The organism is Pectobacterium sp. A5351 (assembly GCF_028335745.1).
GTDB lineage: Bacteria > Pseudomonadota > Gammaproteobacteria > Enterobacterales > Enterobacteriaceae > Pectobacterium.
The window spans coordinates 1,202,689-1,228,422 of sequence record NZ_CP116477.1 but is presented as its reverse complement, the minus strand read 5'-3'; the positions used below and the strand labels follow the sequence as shown (position 1 = coordinate 1,228,422).

The 25,734-nt window shown below is 53.5% G+C and carries 23 protein-coding genes and 2 pseudogenes; 8 read left to right on the top strand and 17 right to left on the bottom strand.

The annotated features are described in order from the left end of the window. Positions 1-67: 67 nt before the first annotated feature. Positions 68-1,534, bottom strand: a complete 1,467-nt coding sequence (gene guaB, locus O1Q74_RS05810) for an IMP dehydrogenase (RefSeq protein ID WP_271876965.1) — start codon at positions 1,532-1,534, stop codon at positions 68-70. A gap of 171 nt (positions 1,535-1,705) precedes the next feature. Here guaB and xseA point away from each other — a divergent pair, with 171 nt between their 5' ends. The 3 genes from xseA (at position 1,706) to O1Q74_RS05795 (ending at position 4,714) form a co-directional block, all read left to right on the top strand. Further along, positions 1,706-3,100: an exodeoxyribonuclease VII large subunit gene (gene xseA, locus O1Q74_RS05805; protein WP_271876962.1), complete on the top strand. Its 1,395-nt coding sequence runs from the start codon at positions 1,706-1,708 to the stop codon at positions 3,098-3,100. Positions 3,101-3,329: 229 nt separating this feature from the next. After that, the gene (locus O1Q74_RS05800) at positions 3,330-4,373 is read left to right on the top strand and encodes a M4 family metallopeptidase (RefSeq protein ID WP_271876959.1); all 1,044 of its coding nucleotides are present in this window, start codon (positions 3,330-3,332) and stop codon (positions 4,371-4,373) included. After that, the gene (locus tag O1Q74_RS05795) at positions 4,370-4,714 is read left to right on the top strand and encodes a protealysin inhibitor emfourin (protein ID WP_271876956.1); all 345 of its coding nucleotides are present in this window, start codon (positions 4,370-4,372) and stop codon (positions 4,712-4,714) included. Before O1Q74_RS05800 ends, O1Q74_RS05795 begins: the two co-directional genes overlap by 4 nt. A 9-nt stretch (positions 4,715-4,723) precedes the next feature. Here the strand turns inward: O1Q74_RS05795 and O1Q74_RS05790 are convergent, their stop codons facing one another. Both O1Q74_RS05790 and O1Q74_RS05785 read right to left on the bottom strand, forming a co-directional pair. Further along, the gene (locus O1Q74_RS05790) at positions 4,724-4,948 is read right to left on the bottom strand and encodes a zinc ribbon domain-containing protein (RefSeq protein ID WP_271876953.1); all 225 of its coding nucleotides are present in this window, start codon (positions 4,946-4,948) and stop codon (positions 4,724-4,726) included. Positions 4,949-4,992: 44 nt separating this feature from the next. Then, positions 4,993-5,808, bottom strand: a pseudogene (locus O1Q74_RS05785) (AEC family transporter); the annotation flags it as partial. 83 nt (positions 5,809-5,891) lie between these two features. On the opposite strand from O1Q74_RS05785, the gene O1Q74_RS05780 reads away from it, so the two are divergent. Beyond that, positions 5,892-7,220, top strand: a complete 1,329-nt coding sequence (locus tag O1Q74_RS05780) for an IS4 family transposase (RefSeq protein ID WP_271874802.1) — start codon at positions 5,892-5,894, stop codon at positions 7,218-7,220. Between the two features lie 13 nt (positions 7,221-7,233). Here O1Q74_RS05780 and O1Q74_RS05775 read toward each other — a convergent pair. The 10 genes and pseudogenes from O1Q74_RS05775 to ndk all read right to left on the bottom strand — a co-directional run. Next, positions 7,234-7,389, bottom strand: a pseudogene (locus tag O1Q74_RS05775) (AEC family transporter); the annotation flags it as partial. A gap of 87 nt (positions 7,390-7,476) precedes the next feature. Further along, entirely contained in the window at positions 7,477-8,964 is a 1,488-nt protein-coding gene (gene der, locus O1Q74_RS05770; protein WP_271876950.1) for a ribosome biogenesis GTPase Der, read from the bottom strand. 143 nt (positions 8,965-9,107) lie between these two features. Continuing rightward, positions 9,108-10,289 (bottom strand): outer membrane protein assembly factor BamB, encoded by a 1,182-nt coding sequence (bamB, locus tag O1Q74_RS05765; RefSeq protein ID WP_271876947.1) that lies wholly within the window; start codon positions 10,287-10,289, stop codon positions 9,108-9,110. Positions 10,290-10,299: 10 nt separating this feature from the next. Then, complete coding sequence (locus O1Q74_RS05760) at positions 10,300-10,920, bottom strand: YfgM family protein (protein WP_271876945.1); 621 nt, start codon at positions 10,918-10,920, stop codon at positions 10,300-10,302. A gap of 13 nt (positions 10,921-10,933) precedes the next feature. Then, on the bottom strand, positions 10,934-12,208 hold the full coding sequence (hisS, locus tag O1Q74_RS05755; RefSeq protein WP_271876942.1) for a histidine--tRNA ligase: 1,275 nt from the start codon (positions 12,206-12,208) through the stop codon (positions 10,934-10,936). Between the two features lie 137 nt (positions 12,209-12,345). Beyond that, complete coding sequence (gene ispG / locus O1Q74_RS05750) at positions 12,346-13,467, bottom strand: flavodoxin-dependent (E)-4-hydroxy-3-methylbut-2-enyl-diphosphate synthase (RefSeq protein WP_271876940.1); 1,122 nt, start codon at positions 13,465-13,467, stop codon at positions 12,346-12,348. Positions 13,468-13,507: 40 nt separating this feature from the next. Further along, positions 13,508-14,515: a cytoskeleton protein RodZ gene (rodZ, locus tag O1Q74_RS05745; RefSeq protein WP_271876937.1), complete on the bottom strand. Its 1,008-nt coding sequence runs from the start codon at positions 14,513-14,515 to the stop codon at positions 13,508-13,510. Next, a complete protein-coding gene (pilW, locus tag O1Q74_RS05740; RefSeq protein ID WP_271876935.1) occupies positions 14,505-15,284 on the bottom strand; it encodes a type IV pilus biogenesis/stability protein PilW in 780 nt (259 codons plus the stop codon). The genes rodZ and pilW overlap by 11 nt, the downstream gene beginning before the upstream one ends. 199 nt (positions 15,285-15,483) lie before the next feature. Next, entirely contained in the window at positions 15,484-16,740 is a 1,257-nt protein-coding gene (locus O1Q74_RS05735; RefSeq protein ID WP_271876933.1) for a bifunctional tRNA (adenosine(37)-C2)-methyltransferase TrmG/ribosomal RNA large subunit methyltransferase RlmN, read from the bottom strand. Between the two features lie 259 nt (positions 16,741-16,999). After that, entirely contained in the window at positions 17,000-17,428 is a 429-nt protein-coding gene (gene ndk, locus O1Q74_RS05730; RefSeq protein WP_039360680.1) for a nucleoside-diphosphate kinase, read from the bottom strand. 359 nt (positions 17,429-17,787) lie between these two features. Here ndk and O1Q74_RS05725 point away from each other — a divergent pair, with 359 nt between their 5' ends. The 4 genes from O1Q74_RS05725 to O1Q74_RS05710 all read left to right on the top strand — a co-directional run bounded on the left by O1Q74_RS05725 (position 17,788) and on the right by O1Q74_RS05710 (position 22,545). Beyond that, complete coding sequence (locus O1Q74_RS05725) at positions 17,788-19,368, top strand: PTS transporter subunit EIIC (RefSeq protein WP_271876930.1); 1,581 nt, start codon at positions 17,788-17,790, stop codon at positions 19,366-19,368. 13 nt (positions 19,369-19,381) lie between these two features. After that, on the top strand, positions 19,382-20,743 hold the full coding sequence (locus tag O1Q74_RS05720; protein WP_271876928.1) for a 6-phospho-alpha-glucosidase: 1,362 nt from the start codon (positions 19,382-19,384) through the stop codon (positions 20,741-20,743). A 103-nt stretch (positions 20,744-20,846) separates the two neighbouring features. Beyond that, the gene (gene sseA / locus O1Q74_RS05715; protein ID WP_271876926.1) at positions 20,847-21,716 is read left to right on the top strand and encodes a 3-mercaptopyruvate sulfurtransferase; all 870 of its coding nucleotides are present in this window, start codon (positions 20,847-20,849) and stop codon (positions 21,714-21,716) included. Positions 21,717-21,756: 40 nt separating this feature from the next. After that, positions 21,757-22,545 (top strand): MurR/RpiR family transcriptional regulator, encoded by a 789-nt coding sequence (locus tag O1Q74_RS05710; RefSeq protein ID WP_271876924.1) that lies wholly within the window; start codon positions 21,757-21,759, stop codon positions 22,543-22,545. A gap of 34 nt (positions 22,546-22,579) precedes the next feature. On the opposite strand, the gene sseB is transcribed toward O1Q74_RS05710, so the two are convergent. The 4 genes from sseB to fdx form a co-directional block, all read right to left on the bottom strand. After that, on the bottom strand, positions 22,580-23,374 hold the full coding sequence (gene sseB, locus O1Q74_RS05705) for an enhanced serine sensitivity protein SseB (protein WP_263057816.1): 795 nt from the start codon (positions 23,372-23,374) through the stop codon (positions 22,580-22,582). Positions 23,375-23,593: 219 nt separating this feature from the next. After that, positions 23,594-24,901, bottom strand: a complete 1,308-nt coding sequence (gene pepB, locus O1Q74_RS05700; protein ID WP_271876921.1) for an aminopeptidase PepB — start codon at positions 24,899-24,901, stop codon at positions 23,594-23,596. A 274-nt stretch (positions 24,902-25,175) separates the two neighbouring features. After that, positions 25,176-25,376 carry a Fe-S cluster assembly protein IscX gene (iscX, locus tag O1Q74_RS05695; protein ID WP_010280073.1) on the bottom strand — a complete coding sequence of 67 codons (201 nt, stop codon included), beginning with the start codon at positions 25,374-25,376 and terminating at the stop codon, positions 25,176-25,178. Positions 25,377-25,397: 21 nt separating this feature from the next. Next, positions 25,398-25,733, bottom strand: coding sequence for an ISC system 2Fe-2S type ferredoxin (fdx, locus tag O1Q74_RS05690; protein ID WP_039475101.1), 336 nt, complete (start codon positions 25,731-25,733; stop codon positions 25,398-25,400). Between the last annotated feature and the right edge of the window lies 1 nt (position 25,734).

Genomic DNA, 25,734 nt, shown 5'->3' with positions numbered 1-25,734 from the left:
GGCCGCTCGGCCTTACGCAAAGGCAGAGCGGCGCAAAATAGTACAGGGTTTATCGCGTTAAATCACCTTATGAACCCATACGGTAGTTCGGTGACTCTTTAGTAATGGTAACGTCGTGAACGTGGCTTTCCTGAATGCCCGCGCCGCTGATGCGTACAAACTCAGCCTGCGTGCGCAGCGCATCGATAGTCGCGCAGCCGGTCAGCCCCATACAGGAGCGCAAGCCGCCCATCTGCTGGTGAACGATCTCTTTCAGGCGACCTTTATAGGCTACGCGGCCTTCAATACCTTCCGGCACCAGTTTGTCGGCCGCGTTATCGGTCTGGAAGTAACGGTCTGATGAACCTTTGGACATCGCACCCAATGACCCCATACCGCGGTAAGATTTGAATGAACGCCCCTGATACAGTTCGATTTCGCCCGGGGATTCTTCCGTACCCGCCAGCATGGAACCGACCATGACACAGGCTGCGCCTGCGGCGATGGCTTTAGCGATGTCGCCAGAGAAACGGATACCACCGTCGGCGATGACCGGAATGCCCGTGCCTTCCAGCGCTTCAACCGCATCGGAGATCGCCGTAATCTGCGGTACACCTACGCCAGTCACGATACGCGTCGTACAGATAGAGCCCGGGCCGATACCCACTTTGACTGCACTAACGCCTGCTTCAACCAGCGCTTTCGCACCTGCGCCCGTCGCGACGTTACCGCCGATAATTTCGAGGTTCGGGTATTTCGCACGCGTTTCACGAATACGCTGCAATACGCCTTCGGAATGGCCGTGTGAGGAGTCGATCAGCAGAACGTCAACGCCTGCGGCAACCAACGCATCAACGCGCTCTTCGTTACCCGCACCTGCGCCAACCGCTGCGCCTACGCGCAGACGACCGTGTTCGTCTTTACAGGCGTTCGGTTTACGTTCTGCTTTCTGGAAATCTTTTACCGTGATCATGCCGATCAGGTGGAATTTGTCGTCAACGACCAAGGCTTTTTCGACACGTTTTTCGTGCATTTTTTGCAGCACGATATCGCGCGCTTCGCCTTCTTTGACAGTGACCAGACGCTCTTTCGGCGTCATGAACGCGCTAACCGGTTTTTCGAGATCGGTAACAAAACGCACGTCACGACCAGTGATGATACCGACCAGTTCGTTGTCTTTTGCCACGACAGGATAGCCAGCAAAGCCGTTACGCTCGGTCAGATCTTTCATTTCACGCAGCGTCGTTTCTGGAGTCACGGTCTGTGGATCAACCACAACGCCGCTTTCGTGTTTTTTCACGCGGCTCACTTCTTCAGCCTGGCGCTCAATCGACATATTTTTGTGAATAAAGCCCAGACCGCCTTCCTGCGCCAGCGCAATAGCCAGACCAGATTCGGTAACGGTATCCATCGCTGCGGACAGCATAGGAATGTTCAGGCGGATGTTTTTCGTCAACTGCGTGGACAGATCGGCAGTGTTAGGCAGAACAGTAGAATGAGCGGGAACCAGGAGGACGTCATCAAACGTCAGTGCTTCTTTAGCGATACGTAGCATGGGCAATATCTCACCAAGGTGGATGTAAGAATAGATAAAATATTGCCGTGGCATTATACAGAGCGTAATCGGTTGCCTCCAGCATTATTTTACTAAAATGCTTGATTACCTGTTTCAGGTAGGTAGTATCGATCAATTAAGTGACTGTTTTAAAATTTGATCTGGCTCACAATGTCTCAATTTCCCTCCTCTGCAATTTTTACCGTTAGCCGCCTGAATCAGACGGTTAGACAACTGTTGGAAATGGAAATGGGCCAGATTTGGCTCTCCGGCGAAATCTCCAACCTCTCTCAGCCCTCATCCGGCCACTGGTATTTCACGCTGAAAGACGAGCGTGCGCAGGTGCGCTGCGCGATGTTCCGCACCAGCAACCGCAGGGTGACGTTCCGTCCGCAAAACGGCCAACAGGTACTGATTCGCGCCACCATTACGCTGTATGAACCGCGTGGCGACTATCAGTTGCTGGCGGAAAGTATGCAGCCTGCCGGCGACGGTCTGTTGCAGCAGCAGTTTGAACAGCTCAAGCAGAAACTCACCGCAGAAGGGCTGTTCGACCAGCAGTTTAAGCAAGTGCTCCCCTCTCCCGCCAGACAGGTCGGCGTAATTACGTCAACCAGCGGTGCCGCCCTGCACGATATTTTACAGGTATTGCAGCGCCGCGATCCGTCGCTGCCGGTGATCGTGTATCCCACGTCAGTGCAAGGCGCGGACGCGCCGCTACAGATTGTTCGCGCCATCGAGCTGGCTAACCAGAGAGATGAGTGTGATGTGTTAATCGTCGGGCGCGGCGGCGGTTCGCTGGAAGATCTGTGGAGCTTTAATGATGAACGGGTGGCTCGTGCCATCTTCGCCAGCCACATTCCTATCGTCAGCGCCGTCGGCCATGAAACCGATGTCACCATCGCTGATTTCGTCGGCGACCTGCGCGCGCCCACGCCGTCCGCTGCTGCCGAGTTAGTGAGCCGTAACCAACTGGAGCTATTGCGCCAGATACAGTCCCAGCGTCAGCGTCTGGAAATGGCGATGGATTATTACCTTGCCCGGCGCAACCGAGACTTTACCCGTCTGCACCACCGTTTACAGCAGCAGCACCCGCAGTTGCGGCTGGCACGTCAGCAGGCACAGTTGGTCAAACTGCGTCAGCGGCTGGATGACGCCATGCAGCAGCAACTTCGACAGACCTCACGCCGAAGTGAACGCTTACAACAGCGTCTGATGCAACAACAACCGCAGGCCCGTATTCATCGGGCGCAGCAGCGTTTGCAGCAGTTGAGCTACCAAATGCAAAGCGCGGTGGAACGCCAGTTAAATCAAAACAAACAGAAGCTGGGTATCGCCAGTTCAAGGCTGGAGAGCGTAAGTCCGCTAGCAACGCTGGCACGCGGCTATAACGTCACCACCGCCTCAGACGGTAAGGTATTAAAAAACGTCACACAAATCACCCCCGGTGAAACGCTGAAAACCCGTTTGCAGGACGGCTGGGTAGAAAGTCAGGTCACGACGCTGGCACCGAATCCAGACTCCATGAAAAAGCAGAGAAAATCCTCATCCCGGACACCAAAATAGGGCGTTCGTCATCAAAAGCGTTGAATGGGGATTTATCCTAAAACGACGGTGCACCCCCATTCTTGCCCCCGGTATCTGAACTATACTCATTTCCAGTTCACTAATTTATATTAACCGTTTTCACCATACGGGTTCCGGCCTCTGCATGATGAAGCGGATTAGAGACAAGACAGTGAACTTTGTTGATCGTCTGTGTTACCCCTGATGAGCGTTTTCAAGGAGATGAGGTATGAAGTCCAGACCGATTTGTAGCGTAATTCCCCCTTATATTTTGCATCGCATTATTGCAAACGGCACAGACGAACAGCGCCACTGCGCGCAACAAACGCTGATGCACGTTCAGTCATTAATGGTCAGCCATAATCGTCGGCCAGAACCCCATGAGAAGTTACCCGCCGAACAGGCTAATCGCAGCATCCACGATGCCGAACAGCAGCAACAGTTGCCCGGCAAGCAGGTACGTGCGGAAGGCCAGCACAGCAACGGTGATATCGCCGTCGATGAAGCCTACAACTATCTGGGCATCACCTATGATTTTTTCTGGAAGATTTTCCAACGCAATTCGCTGGACGCTGAGGGGCTGTCTCTGACGGGCACGGTGCATTATGGTCAGGATTACCAGAACGCCTTCTGGAACGGGCAACAAATGGTATTCGGGGATGGTGACGGCAAAATATTTAATCGCTTCACGATTGCGCTTGATGTGATCGCACATGAACTCACTCACGGCATTACCGAAAACGAAGCCGGACTGATTTATTTCCGCCAGTCCGGTGCGTTAAATGAATCGCTGTCTGATGTCTTTGGTTCCATGGTCAAACAGTACCATTTAGGTCAAACCGCGGAGCAAGCCGATTGGCTCATCGGTGCCGAACTGCTGGCAGACGGCATTCGCGGCATGGCGCTACGCTCGATGTCTCAGCCGGGCACGGCGTATGATGATGAATTGTTGGGTATCGATCCTCAGCCCTCTCATATGAGCGAATATGTGAACACACGCGAAGACAACGGCGGCGTTCACCTGAACTCAGGCATTCCCAACCGGGCATTCTATCTGACATCCATCGCGCTGGGCGGGCATTCCTGGGAAAAAGCCGGTCGCATCTGGTACGACACACTCTGCGATAAAGCGCTGCCGCAAAATGCAGACTTCGAGATTTTCGCGCGCCATACCATTCAACATGCCGCCAAGCGTTTTAACCACACCGTTGCCGACATCGTCATGCAGTCGTGGGAAACCGTGGGCGTGGAGGTTCGTCAGGAGTTCTTATGAAGACGTTGCCGGAGCTCAACGAGGACGCCATCATTGAGCTGGCGCGTGAAGGGGGATTCGCCTGGATCCCCAAGCTGGCGGGGCCGCGACGCTTCGCGCTCGCCAGCGTGCCGCCATCCGAACGGGATCGCATTTGTCATGCGGTCCGTAATGCCTTTCCTCAGGCTCGCGAACCCGGCGAACCAGATGGCCCAGGTCGTGGCGACCAATTCTATTACCGTATCCACATCAGCTACCGTCACCCACAGCAGAATCAGTATGCCGATGTCATTTTGCTGATCCCCGAAGACCGCGCGCCACCAGAGCTGACCGAGCTGTGGCGCAATGGCGTACAGGAGTAGCCAATAGGCTTAATCAGCAGGTAAATAGCTAAACACAACCCGCCGTTTGGAAATCATCCCGTGCTGCTGGCAGAAGTAATCCACCGCCCCACAGGCTTTCAGCTCCTGAAGCAAGCGCTTACATTCAGGGCACGCAGTCTCACGCAGATAACGCTGTTGGCACTCTTCACATCGGAATGAACCATCAGGCTGCCACAGCATCACGTGGTGACAATCAGGACAATGTGCATCCATCTTTTCTCCTCCATTTTGCTATCAATAACGAACGGTGTCAGACGTTAAATCACACCGAGTGAACGCAGCACATACAGCCCAATGGCAATCATGAAAAACGCGCCAACTGTCGTCAATCCGATAATATTCGCTGCCAGCGTGGCGTTTCCGCCCATCGCGCGAGTCATGGCATAGCTACCTGCTGCGGTTGGCGTTGAAGAAAACAGAAAGATAATCCCCAGCTCAACACCGCGAAATCCAACCAGCCATCCACCCAACGTGAGCAACCCCGGCACCACCAATATCTTCGCCACCGAAGCCAGCACGGCAACATTGGACGAACGGAACATACTGCGCCACTCCAGACTGGCTCCGGCACATAGCAGCGCCAGCGGCAGCGCCATTGAAGAAATAAAGCCACCGGTCTGCTTAATGACGCCAGGCATCGGCAGTTGGCTTTGCCCATAGGCCGCGCCAAGAAGCAGACCGATAATCAGCGGATTGGTCACAATGCCCCGCAGCAATTGGCTTACCGGAATCTTCTGTTCAGGTGATTGCCGCTGCAAGCTGCGCGTCAGCGTAATGACAGACAGAGCGTTAAACATAATGACCGTCACCATCAAATACAGTGAGCCAATCGCGATGCCTTCATCGCCATAGGCGCTCATTGCAAACGCCAGCCCCATTACACCGGTATTCGAACGGAACCCACCTTGCACAAAGATGCCGCGTTCCTTTGGATCCTTGACCAACTTCACTGCTGCGATTTCCAACAGCAGAAATGTCGCCAATGTCCCTACCGTGCCATACACCACCAGCGGCCACTGACTCGCGAAAGACTGGTGATTGCCTGCAACACTAAAAAACAGCAGACAGGGAAGTAATGCTGATCAGTTAAGGATCAGTTGAACGATCCAATAGCTGTGTAAGAATCCGGAAATGTTCTTCATTTCCGGATTTTTTTATGCGTATTTCTCAGGCCATCGACCTCGTTTCACGTTACGACTCGACCCGTAACCCTTTGACTTCTCTTGGCGACTTTCTTGACCCAGAACTTATTGCTCGTTGCCTTGCTGAGTCCGGCGTGGTCACCCTGCGTAAACGCCGTCTTCCTCTCGAAATGATGGTCTGGTGCATTGTCGGCATGGCGCTTGAACGTAAGGAGCCGCTTCATCAGATTGTCAATCGGCTGGATATTATGCTGCCCGGTAACCGTCCCTTTGTTGCTCCCAGCGCGGTTATCCAGGCCCGCCAGCGACTCGGAAGTGATGCCGTTCGACGGGTGTTCACGCACACTGCTCACTTGTGGCACAACGCTGTGGCACATCCTCACTGGTGTGGATTGACGTTACTGGCGATGGATGGCGTCGTCTGGCGCACACAGGAAACACCTGAAAATGATGCCGCCTTCCCGCGCCAGACTTACTGCGGCCAACCTGGCCCCTACCCGCAGGTCAAAATGGTCTGTCAGATGGAGCTGACCAGCCATCTGATAACCGCCGCAGCCTTCGGTACGATGAAAGACAGCGAATATACCCTGGCTGAGCAACTGATAGACCAGACCGCAGATAATACGCTGACGCTGCTCGATAAAGGGTATTACTCATTAGGGTTACTGAATGCCTGGAAGCGTGCGGGAGAACACCGACACTGGATGATACCGCTTAAGAAAGGTACCCGTTACGAGGAGGTCCGGAAACTGGGAAAAGGCGATCATCTGGTACAGTTGAAAACGACGCCACAATCCCGCAAAAAATGGCCGGGACTGAGTACAGAAGTGACAGCCCGATTACTGACCTATAGCCGTAAAGGCAAAACCTATCAGTTACTGACCTCGATGACCGATGGCATGCGTTATCCGGGAGGTGAAATGGTTGAGCTTTACAGTCACCGTTGGGAAATCGAGTTGGGTTACCGTGAAATCAAACAGACAATGCAACTGAGCAGACTGACACTGAGAAGCAAAAAACCGGAACTTGTGGAGCAGGAGTTATGGGGTGTGCTGCTGGCGTATAATCTGGTGCGTTATCAGATGATTAAAATGGCCAGTCAACTGAAAGGTTACTGGCCAAATCAGCTGAGCTTCTCAGAATCCTGCGGGCTGGTCATGAGAATGTTGATGACGCTTCAGGGCGCATCGCCGGGTCGTATCCCTGAGCTACTGCGAGATCTGGAAAGTATGGGGCAGATGGTGAAGCTGCCGATAAGAAGGGAAAGAGCCTTTCCGAGAGTGGTGAAAGAGAGACCTTATAAATATCGAAAAGCTGAGAAAAAATGCCAGTCAGTTGCTTAACTGACTGGCATTACAGACAGGGAAGAGAAAGATTAAATACCACCCGCATTGCCGTATCACAAAACGCATCATTCAGCAGGTTGAGCTTGCGTAGCGCAATACCTATCAACAACATCAGCACATTAGGCATCGTGACGTTGAATGCAAAACTCCAGGTTTCCCAGGACATGACTTTCCTTGATGATTATTGGTTTTGTTAAGCAGGCTTCGTCTATGACAAAACGGGGCGAATATCACTATTCGCCCCGTTAATACATCACTTACCTTTTTTAATGTGTGACATCAAACGCTTACGCTTGCGTAACTGGTTTGGTGTCAGCGTGTTGCGCTTGTCTGCAAAAGGGTTTTCCCCTTCTTTAAACTGAATACGAATCGGCGTGCCCATTACATCCAGCGAACGACGATAGTAGTTCATCAGATAACGCTTGTAAGAATCCGGCAGGTCTTTCACCTGATTACCGTGGATCACCACAATCGGTGGATTGTAGCCACCGGCGTGCGCATATTTCAGCTTCACGCGACGGCCACGCACCAGTGGCGGCTGGTGATCGTCTGATGCCATTTGCATGATACGGGTCAACATTGCCGTGCTCACGCGACGGGTGGCGCATGCATAGGCTTCGGTGACGGACTCAAACAGGTTACCCACGCCGCTACCGTGTAGCGCGGAAATGAAGTGAATACGGGCAAAGTCGATAAAGCCGAGGCGTAGATCCAGCGTCTCTTTCACCTGTTCACGTACTTCCTGCGACAGGCCATCCCACTTGTTCACCACGATCACCAGTGAGCGCCCACTATTGAGGATAAAGCCCAGCAGCGAGAGATCCTGATCGGAAATACCTTCACGCGCGTCGATCACCAGCAGTACCACGTTGGCATCTTCAATCGCCTGCAACGTCTTGATGACGGAGAATTTTTCTACCGTTTCCGTCACTTTGCCGCGCTTACGAACCCCGGCAGTATCAATCAGAATGTATTCACGTTCGTCGCGTACCATCGGGATGTAGATACTGTCGCGCGTCGTGCCCGGCATGTCGAACACCACCACGCGCTCTTCGCCCAGAATACGGTTAGTCAGCGTGGACTTACCCACATTCGGACGCCCGACAATCGCCAGTTTGATCGGCAGATCTTCAGGATTGAAATCGTCTTCGGCTTCTTCTCCGCTGGCCTGCCCTTCCGCTTCTAATTCAGCCCAGTAAGCCGCGTTCTCTTCTTCTTCGGTCAACTCGACCGGCTCTTCGATGCCATCCTGTACAAACGGCAGCAGAACCGTTTCCAGCAATGAAGTCACTCCACGGCCGTGAGATGCCGCGATAGGGTACACTTCGCCCATTCCGAGCGAGTAGAAATCTGCCGTGACCATATCGGGGTCAAGGCCGTCGGTTTTGTTAGCCACCAGCACTGTCGTTTTTTCGCGGCTGCGCAAATGCTTGGCAATGCCTTCATCCGCAGGCATCAGTCCCGCGCGGGCATCCACCATGAACAGCACGATATCCGCTTCTTCAATCGCTACCAGCGATTGACCCGCCATGCGGGTTTCCACACCATCTTCCGTACCGTCGATCCCACCGGTATCAACGATAATAAATTCGTGCCCTTCCACTTCTGCACGACCATACTTGCGGTCACGAGTCAGCCCAGGGAAATCCGCCACCAATGCATCACGAGTGCGCGTTAAGCGGTTAAATAGCGTGGATTTCCCCACATTCGGGCGCCCGACCAGCGCGACGACAGGTATCATTGTTACAACCTCATTACTTATATTTCAATACGTTACAGCGAAACGCTCGCTGACGATAAAAAGACGAAACGGCCCCTGATAGTGTCAGGAGCCGTTATATGAGCACATCCAAAAATGCTGTGCTCCACATCAATCGGGGTTACCTAGCGGGTGAACGCGTAAACGTCACCGTTTTTCGCCTGAATCAGCAGCTTGTCGCTGGCAATCACAGGCTTGCTCAGGAAGCCAGAACTGTCCACTTTTTGCTGCGCGACGAAGCGACCATCCGCCGTATTCAGCCAGTGCAGATACCCTTCGGCATCACCCACCACCAGATAACCGTTATACAACGCCGGGGCCGTTAAGTTGCGGTGCAGCAGATCGCTTTGACGCCACAGGCTTACGCCACCGTTAGTATTCAATGCAACAACGCGATCGTCCTGATCGACCAGATAGATACGGTCGCCGTCAATGATGAAATCATGCACTGAGCCCAGTTCACGTTTCCACAGAATCTGACCGGAACGCAGATCCAGCGCGGTCATGTTGCCATTGTAGCCCAACGCGTAAACCACTTCGCCCGCGACAACCGGCGTCGTGTCGACATCGTTCAGACGATCGATTTCGGTCGCACCACTCGGCTGCGAAATACGCTGTTGCCAGATGAGCTGGCCCTGATTAATCATCACGGCGTTCACACGGCCGTTGTCACCGCCCACAATCGCCGCACCAAATGCGGTTGTCGGGGCTGATTCGCCGCGCAGAGACAGCGTTGGCATATCCAGGTTGACGCTCCATTTGATGGAGCCATCCGCTTCATTCAATGCCTGCAACATACCGTTGCCAGTGTGAATCAATACCACACCGTCGCTAACGACAGGGCGAGACAGCGCTTCACCTGCCACTTTCGTCTGCCATACCGACGTACCATCTTCTGCATTCAGCGCATAGACCTGCGCCTTTTCACTACCGACATAGACATGGTTGCCAGAAACCGTTACGCCGCCGGACAGCAGCGCTGGGTTATTGCGAGAGAAGAAGTTAGTCTTCTCCGACAGGTCGGCACGCCAAATTTCTTTGCCGTCATTCAGATCCATCGCTTTCACTGTGCCACGACGATCGGCAGCAAAAACGCGGTTATCCTGCCATGCGGGGTGAAGATTGGAATAAAACTCGCCAATACCACTCCCAACCGAGCTGTTCCACACCTTGGTTGGCGTGAACTGGTTTTCCACCTGCGGCAGTGGAGACATAGTGACGACATCTTCTTCGCTGTTAAACAACGAGCATCCGCTCAGCAGGGCAACAGAAACCAGTCCTACCAAAAGTGTTTTACGCAATTGCATGGAATTCCTCTTAGCTGGACAGGTTATTCAGTTTCATACGCAGTAACGCTTGCTGTGCCTGCGATGGATTGGAAGACAACCCTTTGTTGTAGGCATCACGCGCAGCCTGATTATCCCCTTTGCTCGCCAGAATATCGCCACGAACTTCAGCCGCCTGTGACGCCCAGCCTTCCAGCTTGATGGCATCCAATGTTTTCAGCGCGTCATCCGCTTTGTTTTCCTGTAACTGAATCCGCGCCAGACGCAGATTCACCACCGCCAGCAAGTCAGCGTCTTTCGTCTGCGACTGTGCTTGTACCAGTTGCTGTGCGGCTTTAGCAAAATCTTTCTGATCAACGTAATGACGAGCCAGTTCCAGAGAAGCCAGCGCGCCATAAGCGTTTTTATTCTCAGCCGTAAATTTCTCGGTTGCCGCAATTGCCTCGGCTTTGCCTTCGGCCAATTGCTCCGTCACCTGCTGATAAGATGCAGATGCCGCCATCACGCTGTCATTTTGGTGACTTTGCCAAAAACGCCAGCCAACCAGAGCGCCGACGCCCAACACAACACCGACAACTAACGCCTTTCCGTTCTCCGCGAGGAAACGACGTAGTGCATCAACCTGTTCATTCTCTGTGGTATAGACTTCCACGGTGTCTCTCTCCTCAATCCAGTAACGTTGCCAGCCGCGATGCGACGTCGGCCTGTGCCAATGTATCCTGCTCGCCATTGCTCAGGTTTTTAACCACAACCTGACCGGCCGCCACTTCATTTTCGCCTAATACCAATGCGACGCGTGCGCCCCATTTATCTGCACGGGCGAATTGCTTCTTAAAGTTGCCACCGCCGTAGTTGGTCATCAGTTTCAACTGCGGCAGCGCGTCACGTAATTTCTCCGCCAGTTGCATTGCGGCAACCTGCGTTCCAGCACCGGAAGAAATCAGATAAGCATCTACGCCTGACTGCGCGTTGAAATCCGGGTTCACCGACTGCACCAGCAGTACCAGACGCTCCAGCCCCATCGCAAAACCGACCGCCGGCGTCGCATGGCCGCCGAGTTGTTCCACCATACCATCATAACGCCCACCGGCACAGACCGTGCCCTGCGCGCCCAGACTGGTGGTGACCCATTCAAATACGGTGCGGTTATAGTAATCCAGACCACGAACCAGACGCGGATTAACGGTATATGGGATACCGGACTGCGTTAAAAGTTCACCCAACGCCTCAAAGTGTTCACGCGATTCGTCATCCAGATAGTCCGTCAGCACGGGTGCGTCGTTCAGCAGCACCTGAATTTGCGGATTTTTCGTATCCAGAACGCGCAACGGGTTGGTGTACATCCGGCGCAGGCAGTCTTCATCCAACTGATCTTTATGCTGTTCGAGGAACGCAACCAGCGCTTCGCGATAGCGCGCGCGCGCATCTAATGAACCGATCGAGTTCAGTTCCAGCTTCACGTGATCGGCAATCCCCAGCACACGCCACCAACGAGCCGTCATCAGGATCAGTTCGGCATCAATATCCGGCCCTTGCAGACCAAACACTTCACAGCCCAACTGATGGAACTGGCGATAGCGCCCTTTCTGCGGACGCTCGTAGCGGAACATCGGGCCGACATACCACAGGCGCTGTTCCTGATTATAGAGAATACCGTGCTCAATACCGGCACGGACGCAGCCTGCCGTCCCTTCCGGGCGCAGGGTCAGGCTGTCGCCATTGCGATCGTCAAAGGTATACATCTCTTTTTCGACGACATCAGTCACTTCGCCGATAGCGCGCTTAAACAGCGGCGTTTGCTCGACAATCGGCAAACGAATTTCATTGTAGCCGTAGCTGCTGAGCACCTGTTTCAGGCTGTTTTCAATACGCTGCCACAATGCCGTTTCGGCTGGCAGGTAATCGTTCATGCCGCGAATGGCTTGAATATTTTTTGCCACGTCAGTTCTCTATGCGTTTTTCAAAAAATAAACCCGATTATAGAGGGATTGTCGTCGCATCTTCAATGCGGGGCATCCCCATCGGGTTCAGGAATCGTGAATTAGGCGGGTGACGGCATGCCGCCACGCCGTCAGGGTTATTTATCCACCAGATTGACGGTAATACGCTGATTTTCGTCCATCATGGAGGCTTTCGCGCGGATCTTGGCTTCTAACTGATCGATCATCTGTTCGTTATCGAAGCGTTCTCTCTGCCGCACGCCGTCTTCATAGAAGCCGCTCTTGTTATGTCCACCGGTGACGCCAATGGTCGACACCAGCGCTTCACCAGGGCCATTCACCACGCAGCCGATAATCGACACATCCATCGGCGTGATGATGTCTTCCAATCGTTGTTCCAGCGCGTTCACCGTCCCGATCACGTCAAACTCCTGACGGGAGCAGGTCGGGCAAGCAATAAAGTTGATTCCGCGTGCACGAATACGCAGCGATTTCAGGATATCGAAGCCGACTTTCACTTCCTCAACCGGATCGGCCGCCAGCGAGATACGCAGCGTGTCGCCAATACCTTCCGACAGTAACAGTCCGAGGCCGATAGCCGACTTCACCGCACCACTACGCGCGCCACCCGCTTCGGTGATGCCGAGGTGCAACGGCTGATCGATACGGGCCGCCAACAGGCGATAAGACTGCACGGCAAGGAAAACGTCCGAGGCTTTGACGCTGACCTTAAACTGATCGAAGTTCAGGCGATCGAGAATATCGACATGGCGCATCGCCGATTCCAGCAGCGCTTCCGGCGTTGGTTCGCCGTATTTTTCCTGCAAATCTTTTTCCAGCGAACCGCCATTCACGCCAATACGGATCGGGATATTGTTGTAACGCGCACAATCGACAACCGAGCGGATACGCTCCTCGTTACCAATATTGCCAGGATTGATACGTAGACAGTCAACGCCGTACTCCGCGACTTTCAACGCGATGCGGTAGTCAAAATGGATGTCGGCGACGAGCGGAACATTCACCTGCTGTTTGATAAGCTTAAAGGCTTCCGCCGCGTCCATCGTTGGCACGGAAACGCGGACAATATCCACCCCCACGCGCTCCAGCGATCTGATTTGATTGACGGTAGCTTCAACGTCGGTGGTTCGGGTGTTGGTCATGGATTGCACTGCAATCGGCGCACCATCACCTACAGGCACCTTGCCGACGTAAATCCGTTTTGATTTTCGACGGGTTATGGGTGCAGCGTTATGCATTACTTCATCTCCAACATTGCAGTCTTACCTAAACAACACGTTATTCTGCGGTCAGCGTCAGGCGTGCAACCTGATTGCTGCGCACAAAGCGGCTTAAATCAACCGGCTTGCCTTGAAATTGAATCTGTACCGCAGCAGGTGCGCCAATTTTAAGTTTATAGGGTGACTGACCATCCAGATTCAGCGTGCCACCATTACGCTGCATACCGCTAAACAGTTTTTTGCCGCTGGCATCCGTCACTTCCAACCAGCAATCGGCCGTGAAAGTCATTACCAATGCATGCGTAGCAGAGACGGAATTGCTCTCCGCTACCGTACCCGTAGCGGGTGCCACTGCCCCGGCACCTAACAGCGCACTACCCGCAGCCTGAGACTGTGCGGCGTTCTCCTGTGAAGGCGATGGGCTAGAAGGTACCGTTGACGGCGTCGTTGCGGAAGCGGAAGAAGAAGGCGTTGAAGGTGTCGCCGCGACAGTCGCAGACAGGTCGACTGGCGTAGAAGTCGGTGCCGCAGCGGAATTCTGTGCCGCTGTTTCCTGCGAAGCGCTGTTGTCCACCAACGGGACGGGCTGTCCTTCCGTTTGCGCCTGCATAGAACTGGCGTGATCGACCATGCTGTTGATTTCCGCCTGCTGAGCCTGATGGTTTTGCCACCACCATGCGCCCGTTAGCCCCAGAACAACCAGCACGACCAGCCAGGTGATTGTCATCAACCAGCCATCACGCTTTTTGCGGCTTTTTTTCAGCGAAAAACTCTGCATCGGCGAGACAGAGATCGTTTTAGGTATGGCCTGTTTATCCACAATGGGAAGCAGCTCATCTTCGGGTAAATGAACCAGCTTGGCATAAGAACGGATATAGCCGCGCAGAAAGGTCGGCGCTAAATCGGCAGGCGTCGTACCGTCTTCAATATCACGAACGGTGGAGATTTTAAGGCACAAACGCTCGGCAATAGTTTGCTGGGTAAATCCAAGACGTTCACGCGCCTCACGCAGACGTTCGCCGGGTAGTTTTGCTTCTGTTGTATCTTGGGTGGCTTCAGTATTCATTAGCTAAGAAGTGCTGGTACTGTTTAGATTGTGGAAAACTTCGCGCCAGCACGTTGCCATAACGTTTTTTATCGCCATCATGGCCCGCCAACGCGGCGAAACGAATCTGTAACCATAAGCTTTCGGCACTGGCCGGAAGAGTATGCTGATAAACATCAAGCAGCAGCCGCGCTTGCTCATTTTTCCCGGCATCAAACTGTTTGTTTGCTTCCGCCAGCAAGGCACTGCCTTTCGTCGGGTCATATTTCAGCGCCCGACTTAATAAATTGCGCGCGTTTTCAGTCTGTCCGGCATGGAAAAAGCAGTATCCAGCATTTTCCAACGCATCAGCAACCTGACTGTAATCAGGAAGTTGTGCAGCCGCACTAAACTGTCGCTGCGCCGCTACATACTGCCCTAAACTACACAGAAACGCACCGTAATTATTCATGACGCTGCCATTTTCCGGCACCATGTTCAACACATGCTGATAACGCTGTTCAGCAAGACGGTTTTCACCTATCCGCTGCTCGTAAAGCGCCATCCCCAATTGTGTTCGATAATCCTGCGGAGCAATCGCCACCGCCTTTTCAAGATTCTGTCGAGCTGAATCCAGATTATTGTGCGCCAGATATGCCAAGCCCAGCTGCAAGCGGGTTTGAGCAACCGCTGGATTTGTCGCTTCCTGAGGCGAATGCACACATCCCGCCAACAACAGCACCGCGAACAGGCCACTCAGCCAGTACGTTCCCTGTAATAACGCTATTCTCCGTGATAGAGACGCCACCATCCCTGTTTCCTCGCCTTGTCATCCTTGCCAGACCAGAGAGGTTACCTGAATATGAACAGAGTGGCAGTCAGATCGGGCAACAACGCGGCGCGCCTCGCAATTTGCTCACGTTTGTTCTGCAAATTACCTCAGCGGCAGACAGCGGGTTAGCACTTCCACCGGGTTAGCAATTCCACGCTAACCCGCGCGCCATTCGATCTTAGACCGCTTTCACTGCGATAGGTTCACCGGCCATTTTCTTCTTCAGCGTACGTTTAGTTCTGTCCACGACTTCGCCCGCCAACTGGCCGCAGGCCGCATCAATGTCATCCCCACGGGTTTTACGTACGATCGTCGTGAAGCCATACTCCATCAGCACCTTGGAGAAACGGTCAACGCGGCTGTTTGAGCTGCGGCCATACGGCGCGCCCGGGAACGGGTTCCACGGAATTAGGTTGATCTTGCACGGTGTATCTTTCAGGCATTCAGCCAGTTGATGCGCGTGTTCGGTGCCGTCATTGATATGATCCAACATCACATACTCAACGGTAACACGTCCCTGATTCGCATTGGATTTTTCCAGATAGCGACGCACCGAGCTCAGAAACATCTCGATATTGTACTTTTTGTTGATCGGCATGATTTCGTTACGAATGTCGTCGGTCGGTGCATGCAGAGAAATCGCCAGCGCGACATCAATCATATCGCCCAGTTTATCCAACGCGGGCACCACGCCAGACGTAGACAGCGTTACGCGACGCTTGGACAGGCCGAAACCGAAGTCATCCAGCATGATTTCCATCGCTGGCACCACGTTAGTCAGGTTCAGCAATGGTTCGCCCATTCCCATCATCACCACGTTGGTAATGGGACGCTGGCCGGTGACTTTAAAAGCGCCGATAATTTTCGCCGCACGCCACACCTGGCCGATAATTTCCGATACACGCAGGTTGCGGTTAAAGCCCTGCTGCGCCGTTGAGCAGAACTTGCACTCCAGCGCGCAACCTACCTGAGACGATACGCACAGCGTGGCGCGATCTTCTTCGGGAATATAAACGGTTTCTACGCGCTGGCCGCCTACCAGAATCGCCCACTTAATCGTGCCGTCAGAAGAACGCTGTTCATCTACGACTTCAGGCGCGCGAATCTCAGCGACTTCCTGCAATTTGCTGCGGAAGACTTTGTTAATATCCGTCATCTGGTTGAAGTCATCACAGCAGTAGTGATAAATCCATTTCATAACCTGATCGGCGCGGAACGGTTTCTCTCCCATCGACATGAAGAGGTCACGCATTTGCTGGCGGTTAAGATCCAACAGGTTGATTTTTTCCGCACTGGCTTTGACGGATTGAGAGGCATCAACAGACGCCGGAGAGAATTCGGACACAGTTTGCTCGGATACGGTAGTGTTAGATGCGGTAGTGTTAGATGCCGTCGTTTCAGACACGACGGTTTCAGACGCGATTTGCTTAGACATTGTCAATCCTGGCCTCGTTATTACACGTTATGGCGCTAAAAAGAAGGTTGAATTCGATGGTTATGACCAAAGAAACGCCCCGGATAAGTGCAGGCTCATCCAGGGCGCAGCATTGTACAAAGTTTAAAACAGGTAAGCTACCATCACCGCTTTTTTTCTGTGTCATTGCTTCGACACTGCACACTAACACAACGAAAAAGAAGCAACATCACACGCGCTAACCTGTTTATCACACGCAACATTTTTATTACCCGCAAGATTACGCGCGCGGGCAGATTTCATCATCGCTGAAGAAATAAGCGATTTCACGCTGAGCGGATTCGATAGAATCAGAACCGTGTACCGCGTTCGCTGTGAAGCTATCCGCGTAATCAGCACGCAGCGTGCCCGCCAGTGCGTTTGCCGGGTTGGTAGCACCCATGATGTCACGGTTACGTTGAACGGCGTTTTCACCTTCCAGCACCTGCACCATAATTGGGCCAGACATCATGAATTCGACCAGGCCATCAAAGAACGGCTTGCCTTTATGCTCAGCGTAGAAACCTTCCGCTTGCTCACGGCTCAGACGCAGCATTTTAGCCGCAACGATGGTAAAACCTGCGCTTTCAAAGCGTGCATAAATCGAACCAATCGCATTCTTGGCAACCGCATTAGGTTTTACGATGGAGAAGGTACGTTCTATCGTCATATTGACCTCATTAACTAAACTGTCAGATTACAGCCGGATTATAAGAATTGTATACCCGGCCAGTGAAAGTGGCGCAAATTATAGGTGCAGAGACCTTTGTTGCCTACCAAGGAAATAACATTTTATTAAAAAAATGTTACCTCTCATTTCCTCTTCATTAACGATTACGCCTCGCACTTTTTCGTCCCCCATAGCCCTTGCGCGGGATGTAACAAATCATCGGCGATCACAGTTCTGAAGGTTACTTGTAACGTTATAGGTTATTTGTTTTTAAAACAATAAGATAACTGGAATCTCTTTGTCATTCACTGCTAGCCTTGCTGCTGTACCCACCATAATGGCCAGTAAGAGGGCTGATAATGAAAAGAGCGGTCAATGCATTGCAAAATTTCGGCAAGTCCCTGTATGGGCCGGTGCTGATACTCCCGATTGTCGGGTTATTCATCGCATTTGGGAATGTGTTCGGTAACGGCAATTTAGCGGGCTATGTCCCTTTACTTAATCACCCCTTGATTCAGGATTTTGGCCAACTGGTTTCCAAATCTGCCGTGGCGATTCTGGCTAATTTGGCGCTGGTCTTCGCCGTTGGGATCCCGATTGGATTGGCAAAACGCGATAAGGGCTACGCTGCGCTGATCGGTCTGGTGATGTTCATCATCTTCATTAACGCCATGAATATCACGCTGCAATTACAGGGCAAACTCGTACCAGCCGCAGAGATGCGCGCCGCCGGGCAAGGCATGGTACTTGGCGTTCAGGTACTGGAAATGGGCGTTTTCGCCGGTATCCTGATCGGCGGATTCGCAGGCTATCTGTATAACCGCTATTCCAGTAAACAGTTTAACGGCGTCATGGCGATTTATTCCGGCCACTGCTTCGTCGCCATTCTGGTGATTCCGCTGGCGATTGCGCTGGGCTTTGCGATGAGCGCGCTGTGGCCGTTTGCTCAACAGGGCATTACCTGGCTGGCCTTCGCGATTAAAGGTGCAGGCCCTGTTGGCATCGCGATTTATGGCTTTCTCGAACGCGTGCTGATCCCCACCGGGCTGCATCATCTGGTCTATACCCCGTTCCTGTACACCGAACTGGGCGGAACCGCAGAGGTATGCGGCAAGCTGTATCAGGGCGCACGCAACATCTATTTTGCTGAAATGGCCTGTCAGAACGTCAAACAGCTGAGCTCCACCGTAGTCTGGGACGCGCGAGGCATCAGTAAAATGTTTGGCCTGACGGCCGCCGCATTGGCGATGTACGTCACGGCGAAGCCAGAAAAGCGTCTGGCCGCCAAAGCCATTCTGATTCCGGCTGCGTTTACCTCTTTCTTGCTGGGTGTCACCGAGCCGCTGGAGTTCTCCTTCCTGTTCGTCGCGCCCATGCTGTTTGCCGTTCACGCCGTACTGACCGGCATAGGCATGATGCTGTTCTCCATCATGGGCGTACACGCGATTGGTGCCAACGGCGTCATCGATTTCCTGCTTTATAACCTGCCGCTGGGCATCGAGAAATCCAACTGGCCGATGTACATCGTGGTTGGGCTGACTATGTCGGTGATTTACTTCTTCGTCTTCCGCTTCCTGATTCTGTACTTCGACATGCCAACACCAGGGCGTGAAACCGATGAGGAAGAGACGCGGCTGTATTCCAAAACCGAATATCAGTCCAAGACAGAGAATCCGGCAAAAACGCAGGACGCGGTGAAAGGCGATGCTCTGCTTGTTGGCTCCACCATCATCGCAGGACTAGGCGGTAAACCGAATATCGAGGTGGTGGATAACTGTTACACCCGCTTACGGGTCACGCTGATCGACCCGAATCTGGTAGACGAACAACAGCTTAAGAACACCGGTGCGAAAGCCGTTATCCGACAGGGTAACAACGTACAGGTGGTTTACGGACTTCACGTCAAAACGATACGCGAAGCAGTTGAAAACGCGCTTTAACAGGAGACTGACCATGACGAAACCCCCATTCATTCTGACCATTGCCGGCGGCGGCAGCACCTATACCCCAGGCATCGTAAAGAGTCTGATGGTACGTCTCGCGGATTTCCCGCTGGCAGAGATTCGTTTGTATGACATCGACGGCCCGCGGCAGGACATCATCGCGCCGGTGGTGGAAAAGGTGATTCGCGACCACAGTGACAGCATCGTTTTTACCGTCACGACCGACGCAGAAACCGCATTTACCGGCGCTCACTTTGTCTTTGCCCAGATGCGCGTCGGCCAGTACAAAATGCGCGAACAGGATGAAAAAATCCCACTACGCCACGGCGTCGTCGGGCAGGAAACCTGTGGCCCCGGCGGGCTGGCCTACGGCCTGCGTACTATTCTGCCAATGGCCGAACTGATCGATCTGGTTGAGCGCTATGCACATAAAGAGGCGTGGATCGTCAATTACTCCAACCCCGCCGCGATTGTTGCCGAAGGCGTGCGTCGTCTGCGCCCTAACGCCCGCGTGTTGAATATCTGCGACATGCCCGTTGCCGCGATGCGTAATATCGCCGCCGTGCTGGGCGTCGATCGTCACGACATCACGGTGGACTATTTCGGGCTGAATCACTTTGGCTGGTTTACCCGCGTGCTGGTCGATGGCGTCGATCGGATGCCGGAACTGCGCGAACACATCGCCCGCTATGGCCTGTTGACCGCCGATGCCGCCGATACCGATCCGCAGCACGCCGATCCATCGTGGGTGAAAACCTGGCGCAACATCAAACCCATCATGGATCATTTCCCAGAGTTCGTGCCGAATCCGTATTTGCAGTATTACCTGATGCCGAATCAGATCGTGGAGCATCAGGATCCTGACTACACGCGCGCCAATGAAGTGATGGACGGGCGTGAGAAGAAGCTGTTTGCAGCGGCGGCCAGCTACAAGGAAACCGGTATTCTGTCGGATGCGTTCCACGTTGGCGTGCACGGCTCGTTCATCGTTGATGTCGCCTGCTCGCTGGCGTTCGATCTGCGTCAGCGTCATCTGGTGATCGTCGAAAATAAAGGCGCTATCGCCAATCTGCCGTACGACGCGATGGTGGAGGTGCCCGCTTATATCACCGCGCAAGGGCCAGAGCCGGTGCGGATGGGGAATGTCCCACAGTTCCACCGTGCCTTGCTGGAACAGCAGCTGGCGTCCGAACAGCTGTTAGTGGAAGCCACGCTGGAAGGCAGCTACGAGAAGGCCTTGCAGGCGTTTACCTTGAACCGTACCGTGCCGACGATGCAGCACGCCAAAGCCATTCTGGATGAGATGATTGAAGCCAATCAGGATTACTGGCCGCAATTAAAACAAGCATATAGAGACGGTATCGCCCAATAATCTGCGACTTGTCGGATGAGGGAAAATCGCTGACAATGAATCTACCATTGCACATCAATGGTAGATTCGGGGCTGAATTCGTCGGCCCCAACGTGGAGGATCTATGTCAGCATCGTCTTCTGATTTGCCCGTTTCTCATGAGCGGTTTGTTTCCGCAGACTGGCTTGCCAGCCACCTGAATGACAGCAGTATCACACTCATTGATGCCCGAATGCTGCCACCGGGCAATACCACCCGTGATATTCATGCCGAATACCGCGCCGGCCACCTGCCTGGCGCGGTTTTTTTTGATATTGAAACCCTGTCCGATCACAGCAGCGATCTGCCACATATGATGCCAACGCGCGAAGACTTCGCGCGGGCAATGGGTGAGTTGGGGATTGATAACCAGCAGCATCTGGTGATTTACGATGAAGGCAATCTCTTCTCCGCGCCACGCGCGTGGTGGATGTTGCACACCTTCGGCGCGACATCCCTTTCAATCCTGAGCGGTGGCCTGGCAGGCTGGACAGCACAGAACCTGCCATTGGAACAGGGCGATGTAACGCCGAAGCCAACCACATTTCACGCTACGCTGGATGAGAACGCCATTCGCTCACGCGACGACGTGCTTTCCATCTGTCGGGATAAATCAGAGCAGATTGTCGATGCCCGTCCCGCGCCGCGCTTTCATGCCGAAGTGGATGAACCGCGCCCCGGCCTGCATCGCGGTCATATTCCCGGCAGCCTGAACGTGCCGTGGACCGATTTAGTGCATAACGGTGCGCTGAAACCCAACGCTGAACTGGCAACCATTCTGCATAAGCATGGGGTGGATTTCACTCGCCCTATCGTCGCCAGCTGCGGCTCCGGCGTCACGGCATCTGTCGTGGTGCTGGCGCTAACGCAGTTAAATGTCCCGAATGTGACGCTGTACGACGGTTCGTGGAGTGATTGGGGTAGCCGCGATAATGTTCCGATCGCACGCGATTAATCCCGTTCAGTATTTTATTACCGTCAATCAGGGGTAGCAGGTGGATAATCGGCTGGCATCCTTAATGCAACACGGCCAAGTGCTGACGCGTGCGGAATACCGCGTGCTGGCTTTTATCGCCGAACATTCGTCGCTGATAGGCAAAATCACGGTACGTGAACTGGCGCAGAAAACCTATGTCTCCACCGCAACCATCATGCGGCTGTGCCAGAAAATCGGCTTTAGCGGCTACAGCGAATTCATTTATCACTGTAAAACGCTGCTCACGGATCATCCGCGTCTGGCTCCCTCGCCCGCCGTCACGCCCGATGACGCTTCACTTCCCGATGCCTTCCAGCATTTTGTCGACAATTACCGCCGCACATTTGCCTACATTAGCCATCAGGATAGAGCGACGTTCAGCGCTATCCTGCGACAGAAAAGCCACTTTTTCCTCTATGGCGCGGGGTTTTCCCATCTGTTTGCCGAGTATTTAGCGAAGAAACTGCAGGTGTTAGGGAAAGATGCGTTCTCTTCTGGGTTAGGGGACAGTCGAGGTATTTTTCTCAATAACGCACCGAAATATCAGGTGTTTATCGCCATCTCCCGCAGTGGGGAAACCGAACAGGTTTTGGATAAGGCGCGTATCGCCAAAAACATTGGCATGAAGGTGATTGCGTTTACCCGAGCGTCGTTGAATTCATTAGGCGAGTTAGCCGATTTGCACTTCCGGCTCTACGATGATGCGGTTCACTATGCGGCGGAAGCGGGTGAGATTAGCTCATTTGAATCGAATCTGGTGATGCTGATCGATTTACTGCTATTGCAGGCAACAGCGGAAAAATCGTAATCCGCCGTTGCCTGTATCAAACTTATACCCGGTATCAGGCGTTGCCGGTGGCCTTAAACTCCCTCAGGAAACTCCCCCACTTGCGTTCGTAGAACGGCGTGGTGTGTTTAATCATGTAGTGGCTGATCCCCGGCTCGCCTTCTTTCACCAAACACAGATCGACAGGACGCTCGTCCGGTAAGGTATCACTGGCGACGCTGCCCGCTTCACGGATGATGGTTTCTTCATCCTGATCGACATCAATCCCAATCAGCAGGTGGGGCTGTTCTTCGCCCGGCTCCTGAATCTGCGCCAGAAACGCCCGTTTTACATGGCGATGCTTGGTAAACAGCTGCGTCAGGGAATCAATCATCTGTGCTGGCATCTCGGCTGGCTGACTCAGCAAGACCTGCATCTCTTCTTCGACGATACGCTGCTGAACAAAACCGTGACCTTCGCCAGACAGAATATGTTCAATTTCCTGCGGCAAAAACTCTTTGCCATACGGCAGCTTAGGATTGAGGAACAGCGTGACGCCCTGTGTCATTTCAAACAGCGAACGCGTCGGTAGCGCCAGAAAAGACGCTTCTTCCGTAATCACGCTCTGTAAGGCTTCCAGAGAAGAGAAGAAAGGAATAGCAGATGAGCCATCGTCTTTTTCCCAGTGTTGGATATTCACATTACTGCCCGCATGCAACACCACCTCACCGGATTCATCCCCGTCATCGGTCGTGCCCAACACAAACACCGTGGCTTCCATCAGTTCACTGAAAAACTCAGGACGATGTGCGGGTTCCGTTGCAGCCAGAATCAGCACTTCTTCCAGTTTATTACGTGGCGAAAACTCCATACATCCCTCAACATGATTACGTTAAAAACCGACGCGTGAGGCTCTAATGCCGATCGGTTAAGGATCGAGATACCGGGGGCTACCACGATGCGAGGCATCCCTGCGGGAGCCTCATCACCGTGTTTCCCCCTAAACCCATGCTTAAGTGACTAGCATTACGCATGAGGCGCGGCGTTATGTCTCAACACATTCGGTAAATGGCAGATAAGTCTGAAACGACTATTTGGCGTTGCTCAGCAAGAGATTCGCCAGCGTGCGTACGCCGAGCCCCGTTGCACCTGTCGCCCACTGCTCCACCGCGCCTTTACGGTACGTCGCGGAACAGTCGATGTGCAGCCAGCCCTGTTGGTAATTTTTCACAAAGTGCGACAGGAAAGCCGCCGCCGTGCTGGCACCGGCGGTGTGCGCACCGCTGGCAATATTGTTCAGATCGGCAAAGCTGGACGGCAGGTGACTACGGTGGAACTCTTCCAGCGGCAGACGCCAGAACGGCTCATTCTCTTCTTTCGCACTGTCCTGCAATGCCGCCACCAGCTCGTCATCAAAGCTGAACAGCGCGTGATAGTCGTTGCCCAGCGCCGTTTTCGCCGCGCCCGTCAGCGTTGCACAGTCGATAATCCACTGCGGGTTCTGCTCGGAGGCATCGATCAGGCCGTCCGCCAGTACCAGACGCCCTTCCGCATCGGTGTTCATGACTTCAACCGTCTTGCCGTTGCGGTAGCGAATAATATCGCCCAGTCGGAATGCATTGCCGCTCACCATGTTGTCCGCACAGCACAGATACAACTTCACACGCTGTTGCAAACCGCGTGACGCCGCCAGCGCCAGTGCGCCAGTCAGGGTAGCCGCACCGCCCATATCCGATTTCATGGAGTCCATAGAGCTGCTAGGCTTCAGGCTGTAGCCACCGGTATCAAACGTAATACCTTTGCCCACCAGACAGGCGAACACCGGCGCATCCGCATTACCCGTTGGGTTATAGTCCAGCGCCAGTAGCACCGGCTGACGTTCAGAGCCGCGGCCGACCGTGTGCAGGCCGGCATAATTCTGCTCACGCAGATCTTCACCTTTGGTGATGCGGTAGCTGACGGCATCGCAGGCTACGTCACACAGCAGATCAACTGCGCGGGTCGCCAGTTGCTCTGGCCCCAAATCTTCAGCAGGCAGGTTGATGGTGTCACGCACCCAGTCCACAATCTTCAGGCGAGCGTTCAGCTCTTGCTTGTCGGCGTCGTTCAGTTCCGCCCATTCAACCGTTCTTTGCCCTTTCGGCCCGCGATATCCCTGCCAGAATGCCCAGCTGTTTGCCAGATCCCAGCCTTCACCCGCTAACTTAACGTGTTTAATCCCCTGCCCATCAATTTTGCGGGCAGCACGCTGGATCACCGCCAGTGCAGCTTTGCCATTCAGGGACGCCCCTGCATGAATGGTAAACCCCTGCTCATTCACACTCAGCGTCGCTTTTTCTCCCCAGCGCGCGTCAGCAGGTTGGGTAGAGAGTGAAATCAGCATGGTATTGTTCGTCATAGTGCTTCTCCGATAATGGGTATGCCTGCCACTTTTCATGTTTGCAGGTGCTTTTCATATTTTTGCAGATAAATAAACGGTGCATGATGACATGAAAATGTTACGAATTTTGGCACAAAAATAAAACGAGCCACCAACCTAATACTGGTCACATAAGCCTCATATTAGGAGAAACACGGGGATGAGGTTCCCGCAGGGATACCTCGCCCTGTGGTCGCTCCGTGTATCTCGGTTCTCAAACGATCGGCATTAACCAGGCAGCCCCGTCATTGTGCTATTCTGCTTCATCTAACCAGACCAACAGGATCGCTTCCAGAATTTTTTCATTGGAAGCGTCCGGTCGATCGTCAAATTCATCCAATTCGCAGATCCACTGGTGCATATCCGTGAAACGCACGGTTTTCGGATCGAGATCGGGAAACTGGTCGTAAAGTGCTTCGCCGATAGCCCGGCTGTCTGTCCATTTTAATCCCATCGCGGTTTCTCCTTATTCAGATCAATGCTCGCGTGCATGGTTGATCGTATAGCGCGGGATCTCGACGACCAGATCGTCCCCGGCGATACGCGCCTGACAACCCAGACGACTTTCCGGCTCCAGACCCCAGGCCTTATCCAGCATGTCGTCTTCTTCTTCCGTACTTTCCACCAACGAGTCAAAGCCTTCACGCACGATGCAGTGGCAAGTGGTGCAGGCACAGGATTTCTCGCAGGCGTGTTCAACGTCAATACCGTTACGCAGGGCGACTTCCAAAATGCTTTCACCGCGTTCCGCTTCCAAAACCGCCCCTTCAGGGCACAGATCCTGATGCGGTAAAAAAACTATTTTAGGCATG